The 13853-nt window shown below is 63.5% G+C and carries 9 protein-coding genes; 6 read left to right on the top strand and 3 right to left on the bottom strand.

The window, feature by feature from the left end:
• The 3 genes from NE857_RS01820 (at nt 1) to NE857_RS01810 (ending at nt 4511) form a co-directional block, all read left to right on the top strand.
• The gene (locus NE857_RS01820) at nt 1-2490 is read left to right on the top strand and encodes an ATP-binding protein (protein ID WP_254419495.1); all 2490 of its coding nucleotides are present in this window, start codon (nt 1-3) and stop codon (nt 2488-2490) included.
• 114 nt (nt 2491-2604) lie between these two features.
• The gene (locus tag NE857_RS01815; protein ID WP_184371353.1) at nt 2605-3414 is read left to right on the top strand and encodes a transposase family protein; all 810 of its coding nucleotides are present in this window, start codon (nt 2605-2607) and stop codon (nt 3412-3414) included.
• A complete protein-coding gene (locus NE857_RS01810) occupies nt 3411-4511 on the top strand; it encodes a hypothetical protein (protein WP_254419494.1) in 1101 nt (366 codons plus the stop codon). The genes NE857_RS01815 and NE857_RS01810 overlap by 4 nt, the downstream gene beginning before the upstream one ends.
• A 122-nt stretch (nt 4512-4633) precedes the next feature.
• On the opposite strand, the gene NE857_RS01805 is transcribed toward NE857_RS01810, so the two are convergent.
• Together NE857_RS01805 and NE857_RS34440 are read right to left on the bottom strand one after the other, a co-directional pair.
• Nucleotides 4634-5626: a hypothetical protein gene (locus tag NE857_RS01805; RefSeq protein ID WP_254419493.1), complete on the bottom strand. Its 993-nt coding sequence runs from the start codon at nt 5624-5626 to the stop codon at nt 4634-4636.
• 254 nt (nt 5627-5880) lie between these two features.
• Nucleotides 5881-6090: an RNaseH domain-containing protein gene (locus NE857_RS34440; RefSeq protein WP_363319928.1), complete on the bottom strand. Its 210-nt coding sequence runs from the start codon at nt 6088-6090 to the stop codon at nt 5881-5883.
• Between the two features lie 164 nt (nt 6091-6254).
• Between NE857_RS34440 and NE857_RS01800 the strand changes: the two genes are divergently transcribed.
• Entirely contained in the window at nt 6255-9032 is a 2778-nt protein-coding gene (locus NE857_RS01800; RefSeq protein WP_254419492.1) for a tetratricopeptide repeat protein, read from the top strand.
• Nucleotides 9033-9541: 509 nt separating this feature from the next.
• Here NE857_RS01800 and NE857_RS01795 read toward each other — a convergent pair.
• Nucleotides 9542-10789 carry a hypothetical protein gene (locus tag NE857_RS01795; protein ID WP_254419491.1) on the bottom strand — a complete coding sequence of 416 codons (1248 nt, stop codon included), beginning with the start codon at nt 10787-10789 and terminating at the stop codon, nt 9542-9544.
• Between the two features lie 395 nt (nt 10790-11184).
• On the opposite strand from NE857_RS01795, the gene NE857_RS01790 reads away from it, so the two are divergent.
• Both NE857_RS01790 and NE857_RS01785 read left to right on the top strand, forming a co-directional pair.
• Nucleotides 11185-12555: a hypothetical protein gene (locus tag NE857_RS01790; RefSeq protein ID WP_254419490.1), complete on the top strand. Its 1371-nt coding sequence runs from the start codon at nt 11185-11187 to the stop codon at nt 12553-12555.
• A 601-nt stretch (nt 12556-13156) separates the two neighbouring features.
• A complete protein-coding gene (locus NE857_RS01785) occupies nt 13157-13579 on the top strand; it encodes a hypothetical protein (protein ID WP_254419489.1) in 423 nt (140 codons plus the stop codon).
• Nucleotides 13580-13853: the final 274 nt, after the last annotated feature.

Genomic DNA, 13853 nt, shown 5'->3' with positions numbered 1-13853 from the left:
ATGGGTCTGAACGCGCGTATCACAGCGAAGCTCGACGCAGGCATCGACGCTGCCGTGTTCGAGAGGTGTGCCGTGGCACTGATGGCGAATCACTACGAGAACGTGGTTGGCATCGAGGGCGGAAGTGACGGGGGTCGCGACGGCGACATCATCGCACCCATCGCTGGCGAGCCCGACTCTCGCGGACGGATCCTCGTGACTACGGGTGACTCTCTCGACAACCTGAAGAGCAGTCATAAGACCTGGAAGAAGTTCTGGGATGCGGGCGAAACGTTCCAGGTTGACCAGATCGTCATGGTCACCTCGAACAGCCTCTCGGACACCAAACGCCGCAATATCGAGACCTACTGCAAAAAACACGGGCTCCCGGTGCCGCACTTTTACACGAGGCAGTGGTTGGTCGAGTCCCTGCGCCGCGACCCGGAGCTGCGTGTCGAGCTGACCGGAGTCAAGGGTCGTCTCGAAGCGCTGACGACGAAAGCACCTGAGCCATCATCGTCCACCGATCTGTTCGGGCGAGAGGAGGATCTCCAAGGCCTACGCGCCGCAGTTGCATCAACGAGCGACGTCGCATTGTCAGGCGTGCCCGGTGTCGGCAAGAGTCGCTTGCTCGCAGAACTCGAAGGCACCGTGCATTTCGTAGACCGTCTTGCCAGTGACTACCTCGTCGATGATCTGTTCGCTATGGACCCATCGATCGTCGTGCTGGACGACGCCCACCTCGAACTCAAGCTCCTCGAACAGTTGGTAAGCATTCGCAGCAAGGAACAGCTCGATTTCACCATCGTCGCCGCGACGTGGCCTGGGAGCGAGGCTCCAGTCGAGGCGTTGCTGAACGATCCGACCCGGGTAGTAGTGGACCAACTAGCGAGAGCGGCACTCGATCAGATGATCCAGGCGCTTGGAGTTCATGGTGTCCGTGCCCGCTCGTTGGTACTCAAGCAATCAGACGGTCGGCCCGGTTGGGCAGTCATCCTCTCGCGTTTGGTCGTGGACGGAGCAGGCGCTGACCTCGCGACCGGTCAGTCGCTCCTTGACCATGTCGCCGGCTTCACCAATGCCATCGCAGGCAGCGCTGTACTGAGCGAGGCACTGGCATGCATCGCCGCGCTGGGTTCAGCAACTCTTGAGGACATCGAGATCATCGCGGGCCCTGCCGGTGTTCCCTACGCCGATTTGATCGCTTGGCTTGAGGTCACGGCCCAAGGGGGCCTCGTGGAGCGGACCGGCGACAGTTGGTCGGTGCTCGCTCCGCTCCGGTCGCTGATCGTCGCGTCGATGTTCTTCGGGGCTCGGAAGAGGAGGAGTTGGGGTTCGTTCGCCACGAGGTTCCGCGGCGACGAGCGACTGGACCGCACCGTCCTCGATATCGCCGTTGATATTCCGGATGTTGAGGTGCGAGCGCTGGCGGATGCGTGGTTCGCCGACATAGCGACCAGAGAGATCGACGAAGTACCGCTGGCCCTGGTTGAGGTCTACAGCCGTATCGACGAGACTGCGGCTGACCGTGCCGCTTTGCTCGCCCGTGCTGTCCTTGGGACTCCTCGTGAGCTTCAGACTCTTTACGGTGACGTCCGATACGACCCGATTGGACGTGCTGCTGAGGGAGTTCTGCGCGCCGCTTTCCGCCGTACCTGTTCCCGCGAGGCTGCTCGCGGGCTGCTGGATCTCGCAATCGACGATGACCGGCCTCGACACCGGGATCCCGAGCACCCGATGCGGATCATCCAGAGCATGGCGCACTACCTCGACCCTGACTTGGGGCCCTTCAATGACCTGCGTGAACGCATCCTGACGTACACGCTGGAGTGGTTTGACGAGAACCCCGACGAGGCCCGGTGGCAGGTATTCGCAGAGGTCACGCATTACGTGTTCGACCCCAGGGTTGAGGGCAACTGGAGCGATCCGGCTAGCCATCGCACTTTCACCTTGTCCAGTGGCGTCATGGCGCCCGAGGCGATGGAATCACTGCTAGCGCTCTGGGATGAGATCGACTCCAGAGTCCGCGGAGATGCAGCTGCGACTATCACGCATCGTGCGGCAGCACAACTCTGTGAAACCTTCGACTCGTGGTCTGGGCTTTCCGCGGGCGCTACCGGCTCTAGGGTCGAGGTCTCTATTGAGCACAAGCTCGTCGGCGCGAGGGGTGCTGAACTGGTGCTCAGCACTCTCAGGGGGCTGGCTGCGCGCTTTCCAGCGGTACCGATTCGTGTCAACAACCGGCTCGCCCTCGTATCAAGCTGGAACAGGGGGCCTATCTCACTAGAGGAGCTTCCAGTCGGCGACGACCGTCTCTCTCGTTTTGTGGGAACGCGAGAACCCGACGACGATATCGACGTTTGGATGGCCAACCGTAGGGAGCAGCAGACATCCCTCGCTCGTGAACTGGACGAGCTAACCGCAGTGGAAGGCGTCGCTGAGTATCAGAGGCTAGTGGTTGAAGCCTCAGTGAGGTTTTCTCAGCGAAATGATCTCTGCGGAGCAGGGTGATTTTCGGATCCCCGCCGGGCCGGACGAGTGGCACCTGGATGCGAGCAGACGTAAAGCCCCTGGTAGGACAGGTCTCACCACAAGATCATGTCCGTAACCACCAGAGGCTTCACGTTGGTCACCTATTCTGCCACCCTCGACGTCCCACGCCACATCGTCGAGTTCCTCGCCCGACACCTGGCCGCCCACCGCCGAAGCATCGCCACTCCGAAGGGCTCACGGGCACTCGGGCCGTTCCGCCAAGCGGTGCTGGTGCTGCGCTGGTTCCGTGAGCGCGGCTGTGTGCACTGCCTGGCCCGTGACGCCGGAATCTCCCAGGCCACCAGCTACCGCTACCTACACGAAGGCATCGACGTCCTCGCCGGCCAGGCCCCCGACCTGCACGAAGTCTTGGCCAATTGCCACAACGAAGGGATAGCGCGCGTAGTCTTGGACGGCACGCTGATCGCCTCCGACCGCCTCGCGGGCGTCCGCGAGAACGGCAACGACCTGTGGTTCAGCCAAAAACACAAGGCCTTCGGCGGCAACATCCAGTTCCTATCCGCACCGGACGGCACCCCGCTGTGGGTCTCCGCAGTCGAGCCCGGATCCACCCCCGACATCACCGCCGCCCGCCTCCACGCCCTGCCCGCCCTGTACAAGGCAGCGGCCGAGGGCCTGCCCACCCTGGCTGACAAGGGCTACCAAGGCGCCGGTATCGGCGTGCACACCCCCATCAAGCGCCCTACGGGCCAGGGCGAAGGGGCTCTGCACGTGGACACACGGATGTATAACGCGCTGTTGCGGCACGTGCGTGCGCTCGGTGAGCGCACCGCCGCCGAACTCAAGGAGCGCTGGCGGACGCTGAAGTACGTCACGCTTAGCCCGAGCCGGATCGGAGACATCGCCCGTGCGGCTCTTGTCCTCAACAGGCAGTGGAAATGATCTTCGCTGAGAAAACCTCAGTGCTCCAAGGACACTCCGAGGGCGACCTGTTCGCAGGCGTACTCGCCGACCACGTGAGCAATTCTGGCGCGTGGTTGGAAGCCGCTGTCGAGGTGCGTGTCCGTCCACTCGTGGCGCCCTTGGTAGCCAAGGCACGCGCGGATGGTGCTGAGATCAGCGACTCGGTCAGGGGGGCTCTCGAGATACCCGAGCTAAGGTCCAGCGTTCTGCGCGCAATCACGCAGGAGGAAGACGAGCTGGATGACCTGGCGCACGCTGTCATCGACGGGTTGACCGACGACGATGTGCCACTCATCGGCGAGCTGTGGGTCCGCGAGTCGGTGACTCCGATGCTGCGTGCATTGCTGGTGCATAAGCGCACGTCAGTTCGGGCTCTTGCTGCTGTTGCTTTCGGAGAGGAGGCACGAGGTCACGGTCCAGCGTTGCCCGACGAACTCCGGCCTGCCTGGCGCGTAGCGCTCGTTGGGGCGGTTCCCGCTCAGTTGCCACAGCACTCGAGATGGCGCCTGGGCGAGATACTCAAGCACGCCGTCACAAACGATCCCGATCTCTGCGCGGACTGGTGCATCGCGAATGCCGGAACACCTGGGTTCTCCTCACGTGCGCGCCGACTGGTGGAGTCGTTCTCTGAAGTGCTGCGAGCTCTCCCACGGGATCAGAAGCGGCGGATCGTCACGACGCTCGGTACCGAGACGCTGATCTCCAGCGGGTTCGCAGGAGACGTGCTTGGTGCCGACGCTGAGCTCGCAACCGAACTTCTGGCCGAAGACGCCGTGGATGGGTTGGCCCTCCTCCAATCGATGTCCGGCCATCGCGACCACACCATCGAGGCTCTCGTACCAGCTCTCATAACTGCACAAGTCCCTCCGAGCCAGATCATCGCTAAAGCTCTTAGCAATCGCAGCTGGATCGGCGCAGAGTCAGACGCGATTCTCGAGGACCTTGAGTTCTTCGCGAAATTGAAAGAGCGACGGCCCGAGGCTGCCGAAGTGTGTGCCCTGGCAGCCGAACAGCTGGGCAAGGAACTCGAGGCTGCGCGAGCGAAGGAGGAACAGGACAGACTTCGCGGCTGGTAGAGAGCTAAAGACCAGACTGAAAGAATGTTCTGTTCCGTGTACCGCCCAGACAGGTGTTGAGCGCATATCCCCGTTCCGCAACTCAACTCCCAGTCTGCTTCAGGGACGGAGGCAAACCAGTATCAGAACGGCGGTTCGTCTGGCCAGCTTGTTGAGTCTGGGAGCGCGGCCGTGGGCAAAGGAAGGTTGGTCACTACGAACAAATCGAGGATGTCGTTACGGTCCATGAAGATGACGGATCTGCGCTGCGATGCGTCCAGAGCGTTGCCAAGCCAGTTCCGTGCCTGCTTGGTGATCTCCCCGCCAGCAACGATGAAGGCATGGTCGACCAGGACACGCTTGCCGAACTCGGGGTCGAAGATCTCGTGGCTGAGCATCATCAGGGTCTGGTTGTAGATCTCAGAGATGTTGGTGTTGCCACGCCGGCTGACACCAGAAGCGTCGAGCTTGCCCTTCTTGGCCTGGAGACCGAAGTAGAGCACGTGCTGGGTCGGCAGCGTGAACTTCATCCACACGTCCTTGCCATACTCAAGAGCCTTGTCCTTGTGCCCTGCGGCCGTAACCCGGTGGAAGCCCAACTGGCGAAACAGCGGTAGCAGGATCTCCTCGATCAGCTCATCTTCGGAGGCGTTGTCAAGGTAAGCGCTGAGCTGGGTTCGGCGCTCAATCTCAGCGGCAGAGAAGGGCCGATGCGGGTTGTGTTCAGGGGCTGTTGTTGTGTTAGTAGCGACGTGGCGCAGATAGCACTGGCTGTCCGATGCGTAATAAGCTTCGAACCCCTCCCGAGCTAACGAGGCGTTCAGTATCGTCAGCGCTCCCAGGCGTTCGGAGTCTTCGTTGATCGCGTCTTCGGGATCCATGAGTCTCTGGATCACAAGAGCGAAGGTCCACGGCACTGTTCCGACACCGGAGTGGGGTTCCGCAAGGATCTTCTCCAAAGCGTCCGCGACCCAGTGTTGGCGTGTCGATCCGTCGTGTGTGTAGTCGGTCTCCACGTCAGCGAAGAACTCGGTGAGGAAGGAGCTGCTGCGGTAGACGAAGTTAGTTGACTCGTTGGGATAGTTACCGCAGATCATGTCCGCAATCTGCATCAATGTTCGTCGCTTGAATCGCATCCCGCTCCCACGCACTACGAGGCATGACGGCTGTTTCCTGGGAGGATATGCCACTACCGGGGATGGTATGCCTGAAACCGACATGAGTGAGGGGATCCATCAGGTGCAAGAGGCGAAGCTCAACTTTTTGTCCTGCTGCTGGGTACCGGTCTTGATGGAGTCGCTGGTGTGCCGTGGCTCTGGGGCCGCCCCCAGAGCCACGGCTATCAGCCTCCCAGAACCAGAAGGCTCACCCCCTGTCGAGCCACGGAAACCTAGTCTTCGAACTCTTCCTCTTTCTCTGCGGATGACTGCTCTTCGGGAAGCGCGGAACGGCGGTACTGCGGGTGATCGAGGTCCATCTGTTTGGCAGCGTGGAGTGGTGCCGGGTAGCGGGAGCGGTCGCACCAGGAGATGGGCTGGTGACTTAGACGCACTGGCGCGGCCGCGATCACGATCCGGACGCGAGCCAGGACCCGCAGCATGATGTGGGCATAGACGTGGCCCTCCTCCTTCTGTTCGACTCGGTGTTGGTGCCGGTGGAATCGAATCTGACCGAAGGGGTACCTGCCAGAGTCGGTACTGGACACAATGAAACATCAGCACACAGCTGTGCGGACCAGGAGTTGGTGTGGATCCAGAAGGTAAAGTGAGCCTCCTCGATCCGGAGACCGCCCTGGGTGAGCTGCGCCAGCGCTTCCGGGTCGCCTTCCATCGCAGGAACTGGAACCAGCAGGCCCTGGCCGACAAAGCCAGCCTGAGCCGCACCGTAGTAAACTCGGTCGTCAGCGACACCGGCAACGCCCCTGTGCCCTCACGGCGGACAGTGACGTACCTTGCCGACGCGCTCGACCTTGAGGTGGGCCCGCTCTTGGCCCTGCGGGAGACGGCCGCCGGGCTCCCGCACGCCAGCAACACACCATCCGCCCTCGGTCCTGCGGTGGATACCAGCCCTTCTCCTCCGGCCGAGACCGCCAACACCGTCCACGGCGTCGTCTCCGGCACCCTGATCCAGGGCCGGAACGTAACCATTGTTTCCCGCCGGGGGACCGAGACGACCCCGGCCGTGGACGACGCCGCGCCTGTGGGCCGCGTCACCCCCGAAGACTTGGAGGTGCACCACGCGGTTCTGCCCGGCCCCGACGCGGGCGGCTCCCCGTTCCTGACCCCCTACCTGATCCGCCCCCACGACGCTGTTATCCGTGACCGTCTGGCGCCAGCGCTGGAGGGCAATGCTTCGATGCTGGTAATGGTGACCGGTGACTCCTCTACCGGCAAGACCCGCGCTCTGTACGAAGCCCTGACCGATCTGGCCCCCGGCCGTGCCCTGCTACGCCCGCAAACACCGAAGGACCTACTCCATCTGCTGACCAGTGGCCGGGTAGATGAAGGGGCGGTGCTGTGGCTGAACGAGGCACAGCGTGTCTTCTACGGCCCCCACGCCCCCGAGGCCGCCACCGCCCTGCACCACCTGCTCACACGCCAGAGCGGGATCGTGGCCATGGGAACGCTGTGGACTACCCCCCATTGGGAGGAACTGACCCGCACCGGTATCCCCGCTGATCCGTGCAGCCACGTGCGGGCCCTGCTCACCGGGTCGGTCACTGCCCGCATCATCGTCCCCGACCGCCTTACTCCCGATGAGCAAACCGAATGGCGGAAGCTGGCCCTCACCCACACCGACCGGCGCATGCGTGAGGCCCATCAGGCCGGGACCGCCGACCGAGGACGGGTGGTCCAACACCTCAGCGGCGGCCCTGAACTCCTCAAGGCCTACAACGACAGCGCCACCAGTTCCGGACACCCGTTCACCCGCCTGGAACATGCCCTGATCACCGCCGCCGTCGATGCACGCCGATTGGGCCACCGCGCCCCTCTCCCAGCCGCCCTGCTCGCCCAGGCCGCCATCCCCGAACTGGACCCCCGTGAGCGCCCTACCGCTCCAGGTTGGGCCCAAAGCACCCTGTCCGCCCTATGCACCGGCCAGCGCACGGACGGCACACACACCGGCATCCGCCGTGCTCTGACCGCCCTACACACCCACGTGTCCGATGTCGGGGCCGAGGTCCTCTACGAACCGGCCGAATACCTCGATCAGCACCTGCACCGCCAGCGCATGGAACAGGTGGGCAGTCCAGCCCTGTGGCAGGCCCTGCTGGAGCACTCCACCGACCCCGACACCCTGCACACCCTGGGCGCTGCCGCTGAGCGCCGCGGCCTCCTCCAACACGCGGTGCGGCTCTACCATCGCGCCGTTCTCTACCATCACCGCACCGCCCCACACGACCTTGTTCGTTTGCTGTCTGCGGACACTGACCCCCTCCAGCACGGCACCTGCTGGGCAGCCACTTACGCCAGCCCCAATAGCCCTGACTATCTCCTGCGGGTACTGCGTGAGACGGGCCAGGAACAAGCGGTGGCGGAGCCGGCCAGCTACACCACTGCCGAGGCCGATCCCTCCGACCCGTACAGCGCGGCCCGCCTACTGCGGGTACTGCGTGAGGCGGGCCAAGAGCAGGCGGTAGCGGAGTTAGCCAACCGCGCTGTCGCCGAGGCCAACCTCATCCAACCGGGCAACATCGGCTATCTGTTGCGGGTATTGCGTGAGGTGGGCGAGGAGAAGGCGGTAGCGGAGTTGGCGAGCCGCGCCGCTGTCGAGGCAGACCCAACCGATGCGTACAGGACCGCTGGCCTGTTGCGGGCACTACGTGAGATGGACCAGGAACAAGCAGTAGCGGAATTGGCAGGCCGCGCCGCTACCGAGGCAGACCCAACCGACCCGTTCAGCGCGGCCCGCCTGCTAGAGATGCTGTACCTGGTGGGCGAAGAGGAGGCAGTGGCGGAGTTGGCGAGCCGCGCCGCTGTCGAGGCAGACCCAACCGATGCGTACAGGACCGCTGGCCTGTTGCGGGCACTACGTGAGATGGACCAGGAACAAGCAGTAACCGAGCTAGCCAACCGTGCTGTCACCGAGGCTGACCTCACCCACCCGGACAGTATTGGCTATCTGTTGCGGGTACTGCGTGAGGTGGGCGAGGAGCAGGCAGTAACCGAGCTAGCCAACCGTGCTGTCACCGAGGCTGACCTCACCCACCCGGACAGCATCGCCGACCTATTGCGGGTATTGCACCGGTCGGGCGAGGAGCAGGTGGTGACGGAGCTGGCCAACCGCACCGTCGTGGAAGCCGCCCCTACCCACCCAGGTCGTTCCAGCGAAATCCTCAGGGGCGCCACTGAAGAAAACTCCGCCACCCACCTGTTGAAGACGTTGCGAGAGGTAGGTCAGGAGCAGGCGGCAGCAAGGTGGGAGCATCGGGCATTGAACGCTGGTGCGCTCCGGTCCATGCCCTCTTCCTTGCTGCCCTACGGCCGTGACTTGGACGGTACCCCTGCGCGGGCGTGGACCTGGGACGAACTGGGGCAGTGACCTCACCGACCACGGTTCACAGGAGGAGCCCTGCGGCCAGTGTTCAGGGAGCAGCCCGGACCGGGCCCCGCTCCTCAGACATAGGTACGCCGCCTACTCCCCGGGGTGGGGTCGCTTGGTCTGGTGAGGTCGGCCGGCATGGGTACGGGTCCAGCGGTTTCGGCCAGCCCCACTGGCCCACCCGCGCTGCTTAGCATGCAGGCAGAAAGTTCAGGAACAGAACCCACAAACGCTGATGCTCAACGCGGAGACTGGATGGGGCAGGCACGGTGTATGGCCCTCGTAGTACTGCAGAGCAGCCATGACCTAGCCCTTTGCGAAGCGCACGTCGGCGTCGCCGACCTGAAGCGGGTTGGCTGGAGTGTTTCACACCGAGTGTGATGGAGTGATGTGTCCCGCGTTTTTCAGAAACGGATTTCCGACATCTGTCAGGTGCGAGACCCGGTACGTGCCAGGGCCTCCATCACACCCGGCACGAAAAAGACCAGCCTCATCGTGTTGGGGTGTAGTCAGTCAAACGCCACGTCCACTCCGCAGATTCTCACCATCCGAAGGGCTCGGCCCGAGCTGTAAACGTCAGTGGCGTCCTGCAGATCGTTGGGCCACAGAGCTGGGAACGCGTTGGACATGGCGAGGAAGCGTAGGAACTCAACGGGGCGTGAGAGTCGGCCGAGCCCGGTGACGTCCCAGCCGCCCCCATCCCGGGGTGTGATCTGGAGGTCTTTACTGGCAAGGACTCCGTCATACTCACCGGAGAAGGCCTCGACGAGGATGCTGTGGACGGTGGCAGGGAGCAGGTGTGATCGCCGGTGCTGCGGGACGCGGTGGGATCCATGAAGCGGCAGTCGCTCCTCCCACCCCCACAGAGGGCCATCGGCGGAGACCGGACAGGGCCGCAGCTGCACCTCGATGTCCCGGTCGCTACGGATCTGGATCGTGGACGTCCGCGGGTCCCGTTCAACACGCTGGCGCAGCGGCTGGGGCAGAGCGACCGCAGAGGCCTCATCCGTCAGCTGCTCAGCCAAGGCGGCCACATGGTGTGCTCGCCCCCATTCCAGGTGCACAGGAAACCCGCCGTGACGGGACCAAGGGAGCCCGCGCCACAGGTCGGCATACCCAGCGACCCCTTTGGCTTGATGTGTGGTGAGCAACCCCAGCCGGCGCAACAACGCTGACCCCAGGCGGGTCGAATCCTGCATGCCCGGGCCTTTGAAGTACTCACGGCGTGTAGCCAGTGTGTCGCGTTCCAGCGCGGTCAAGGCCCTGGGTACTTGAGCCCAAAACGGTTCCCCCAGGTGAGTGTGGGCGGCGTGTATCCGGTCCCGAGCCCAGGCCCACTGGGCTCGGGACGCGGGAATGTGGACGATCGCGTCCAGGGCCAGGTGATGGAGTTGCAGGTGGCGGCCGTGGTGTCGAGCACGCAGGCCGGGGATGCCGTGGAATTCACCGTCGTTGTCGCTGTGCGGCATCCAAAGGGTCAAAGCGTCGGTGAGGTGGGGGCGGGCGATCTCCAGGATGATCCCGTCCGGGGCGGGGGTACGACGTGCGATACCGAGCGGCGGGTCATAGGGGGGACCCATGGTGATCAGCTCGCGAAGCCCCAAGAGCAGGTCAGTCTCCAGGTGGGCTTGGTCCTGGGACGCCTCAGGGATGATCGCAGCGCCCGCAGGCAGCGCGGTGACGGCCTTGGCGGCGGTGCTGTGGCTTTCCCCAGTGGCTGCGGCGCGCACTCGGGTAAGAGAGGTGTGGCGGGACATAAGAACTCCCAGCGCCCCGGCCACGCTCGAAGAGGTCCTGTCGCACTACACGCTTGTTGATCGGTGAAGGCAGGCGGTTCCGCCGTTCTAGCCTCGCGCCCCAGCGCCGGGTGGAGTGGGGGAGACACGGCGCCCTCATCACCGTTCGGACATGGTGGCACACCGTGTGTGTGGGAGGCAACTGGAGTATGGCCGTCCCGATGGCGCCATGCCGCTTCTGAAGATCACCAACGGTGCCGCCATCGCGGTCAACCAGGACGTCCTGTCGTTTCGGACCACAACCTGCCCCGGACAAGAAAATTCGGACCCTCTACTGGTTTAGGCTGCGCTGCACAAGGAGACAACCCTACGATGTAGATATCTACATCACCCCCTTGTGGAAAGGCACAGCACTCATGAGCCTCCCCTCCCCCCTAGCCAACGGGCTGCGCACCGATCACCCAGTTCCCGGCCTGCCGTTCGTCGACGACTCCCACCTGGACCTGCACGACCCCCAAGCCATCGAGGCTGTGGGCCGCGAGGCTGGCCACGGCATGTGGGGCCGCTATGACGAACAGGACGAGGGCTGGCTGGCCTTCACCACCGACCCCTACCGCCACGACCTCGGATGGGCCGTGCGCTATCACCCCGATCACGGCCGCACTGTCCTCGTCTACACCGATGCCGAAGCGGCCAGCGTCCACATGGAATGGTGGAACGACACCCTGCTGTGGCGGGCTGGCGGCTACTGGTGGGATGGCACCACCTGGTACCGCCCCAACCAGGTCTGGAACGGTGCCACCGAGGAGTACGAACGCCGCCGCGTCTCGGGAGCGATCACCGTCACTGCGGCCGACCGGATCGACGGCACCACCGACCCCACCCGCGGAACCGTCGTCAAGATCTCCAACTTCGACGCCCAGGCCCCACTCCAGGGCCGGTGGCAGGACCACCTCGCCCTGTGGGCCCAGCACCGCGCTCAAGAGTCGCGGTCCCTGCCCCTGGACCGGTGCGTGATCACCCTCTCGGCCCCCGAGCTGTCCCCGGATGAGCTCGTCGGTGTCACCGAAATGGCCGCGGCCGGCAAAGTCGCCGCCTCCACCCTGCGCGCCTATATCTCCCGCGGTGAAGGCGAGGTCCCCCTGCCCCAAGCTTCACCGGGCGGCCGCAACGCCTGGTCGCTACCGGTCGTCCAGGACTGGGCCGAACAGCGCCATCGCTCTCCCGAGAGCGTGGCCCAGACCCTGGCCGACAAGGACAGCGATGTATCCCTCAGCCTCGGCGAGGGAGAGGTGATGCGCCGCTTCAGCGCCTCGTTCTTCTCCCGGCTGTGGGGCAACCCCGACCGGCGCAAGAAGTGGGCACTGCGGCACCGCACCGAGGAGTCGGTGCGCCAGGTCAGCGACCAGCTCGCCTGGGACGTGGCCAAGAGCCTGGACAAGATCATCCCCATCGAGGCGCTGACCGCGACCATTCAGCACGCCGTGTTGGACGAGCTGGCCTATAGCCAGGACAACCGGTCCAAGACCACAAGAAACCCCGATGCCGAAGTCGGTTTCTACGGGATCGGCATCCAGGTCGCCACCATGCTGGACTGGCTGGTCCGCCACCATCCCACCCAAGCCCAGCACACCATCGATTCCATCGTGGGAAACGCCCAACGTCGCCTGGACATCCCCCGTGAAGTCACCGCCCGCTCCTTGCGCACAGCCCTGAGCCTGGACGGCAAGCTCGACGAGGACGTGCGCAACGAGTTCCTCGACAAGGTCCTGGGCCCACTCCGTTGAAGTGCGTCGACCGCACGTCGGTCTTTTGCTCGCCCAGGGTCGGGTTCAAGGGCCCCGCCCGGGTTTACCAGTGGCTGTTGCGAACCGGCGGAGCCGGACTTTCAAGGAGGACCACCATGCTCGAGGTGCGAGCGGCATTGATCTTGCTGGGCAGTGCGGGGTGTGGAGTCATCACCGGGGCATTGCGGCTGGCAGCAGGAACCTCCTGGCCAGATTCCCTGCTGGCTGCAGGAGCTGCTGCTGGAGCAGCCCTGGGAATCCTAGTCCTAGTAGTGAAAGCCGACCGCTCCCCTGAGTAGCCGGGATTGGAAGAGCATCACCCTATGACATTGCCCCACTGGTGCGATATTGCAACAAAGGCCGCAATGGATGATGAAGTTCTCATCTCCCATCAAGGTCGCTTTTGCAGCCCTGAGACAGGTTCGCATTGACACTTGAGAGGGAGCATGCGGAATCCTGATAGAACGGTCCCAACCTTATGCGGACGATCGGCTCGACATAGATCATGTGACGCCCAGATCAAGATGAACCACACTAAGCTACACGGGCTGCAATGCACCGTTCTCCCCCGGATCGGCTCGGTCGGCGCTATGATTCTCGAATGAACTTCGACCAAGAGATCACCGAAGAACCACCCGTTTTCCCCGAAGAACAGGCTGACAAACAGATCTTCTACACACAGGTGATCCTTTGGTGCAGCATTGCCCTGCTCCCGGGCCACTTTCCTGAGCTTCCATGGGGCAGTCTAATAGTGTTCGTCGGTTGCACATCGATCCTGCTCACATGCCGGAGTTGGCAGCTCGGACGCCGCCTCAAAAAGAAGCAACGCCGTTGGCGAGAACAAGCTGCCAAGCGGGAACAGGAACGGCGATTGATCGACTTGATCCGGACCGCCGACCTCGGCACGCACAACAACATCTATGGTCCGGTGAACGCGCCTGTCGTCCAGTCCCGCGACATCAGAGGCGTAAACATAGCCTCTCCAACCTCGGGCCTATCGGGGCCGAAACAGGCATCTAAGTAAAGATTTTCTGACTCCCTCAGTAAGCCAGGATTTCCCACATGATCTGCCCATAAACGAGGTAGGGAACGGACCCGTGGAACGTCCCTTGAATCAACTCCAGGACCTCGCCCAACAGGCCATACCACCGAGGGAAGAGTCAGCTCGTGGTAGCTTCATCAACTTGGTACAAACTAAGCAGAGGCCTTGGGCAGAGATCCTGGCACGTTCCTGGCACAAACCTTCCGGCACGAGGGTTCGCAGGGCAACACACCATGGCACATCGAACCCAGTCTGG

It is taken from the genome of Nocardiopsis exhalans (genome assembly GCF_024134545.1).
In the GTDB taxonomy this organism is placed as follows: domain Bacteria; phylum Actinomycetota; class Actinomycetes; order Streptosporangiales; family Streptosporangiaceae; genus Nocardiopsis; species Nocardiopsis exhalans.
This window is presented reverse-complemented; position numbering and strand designations above follow the sequence as displayed.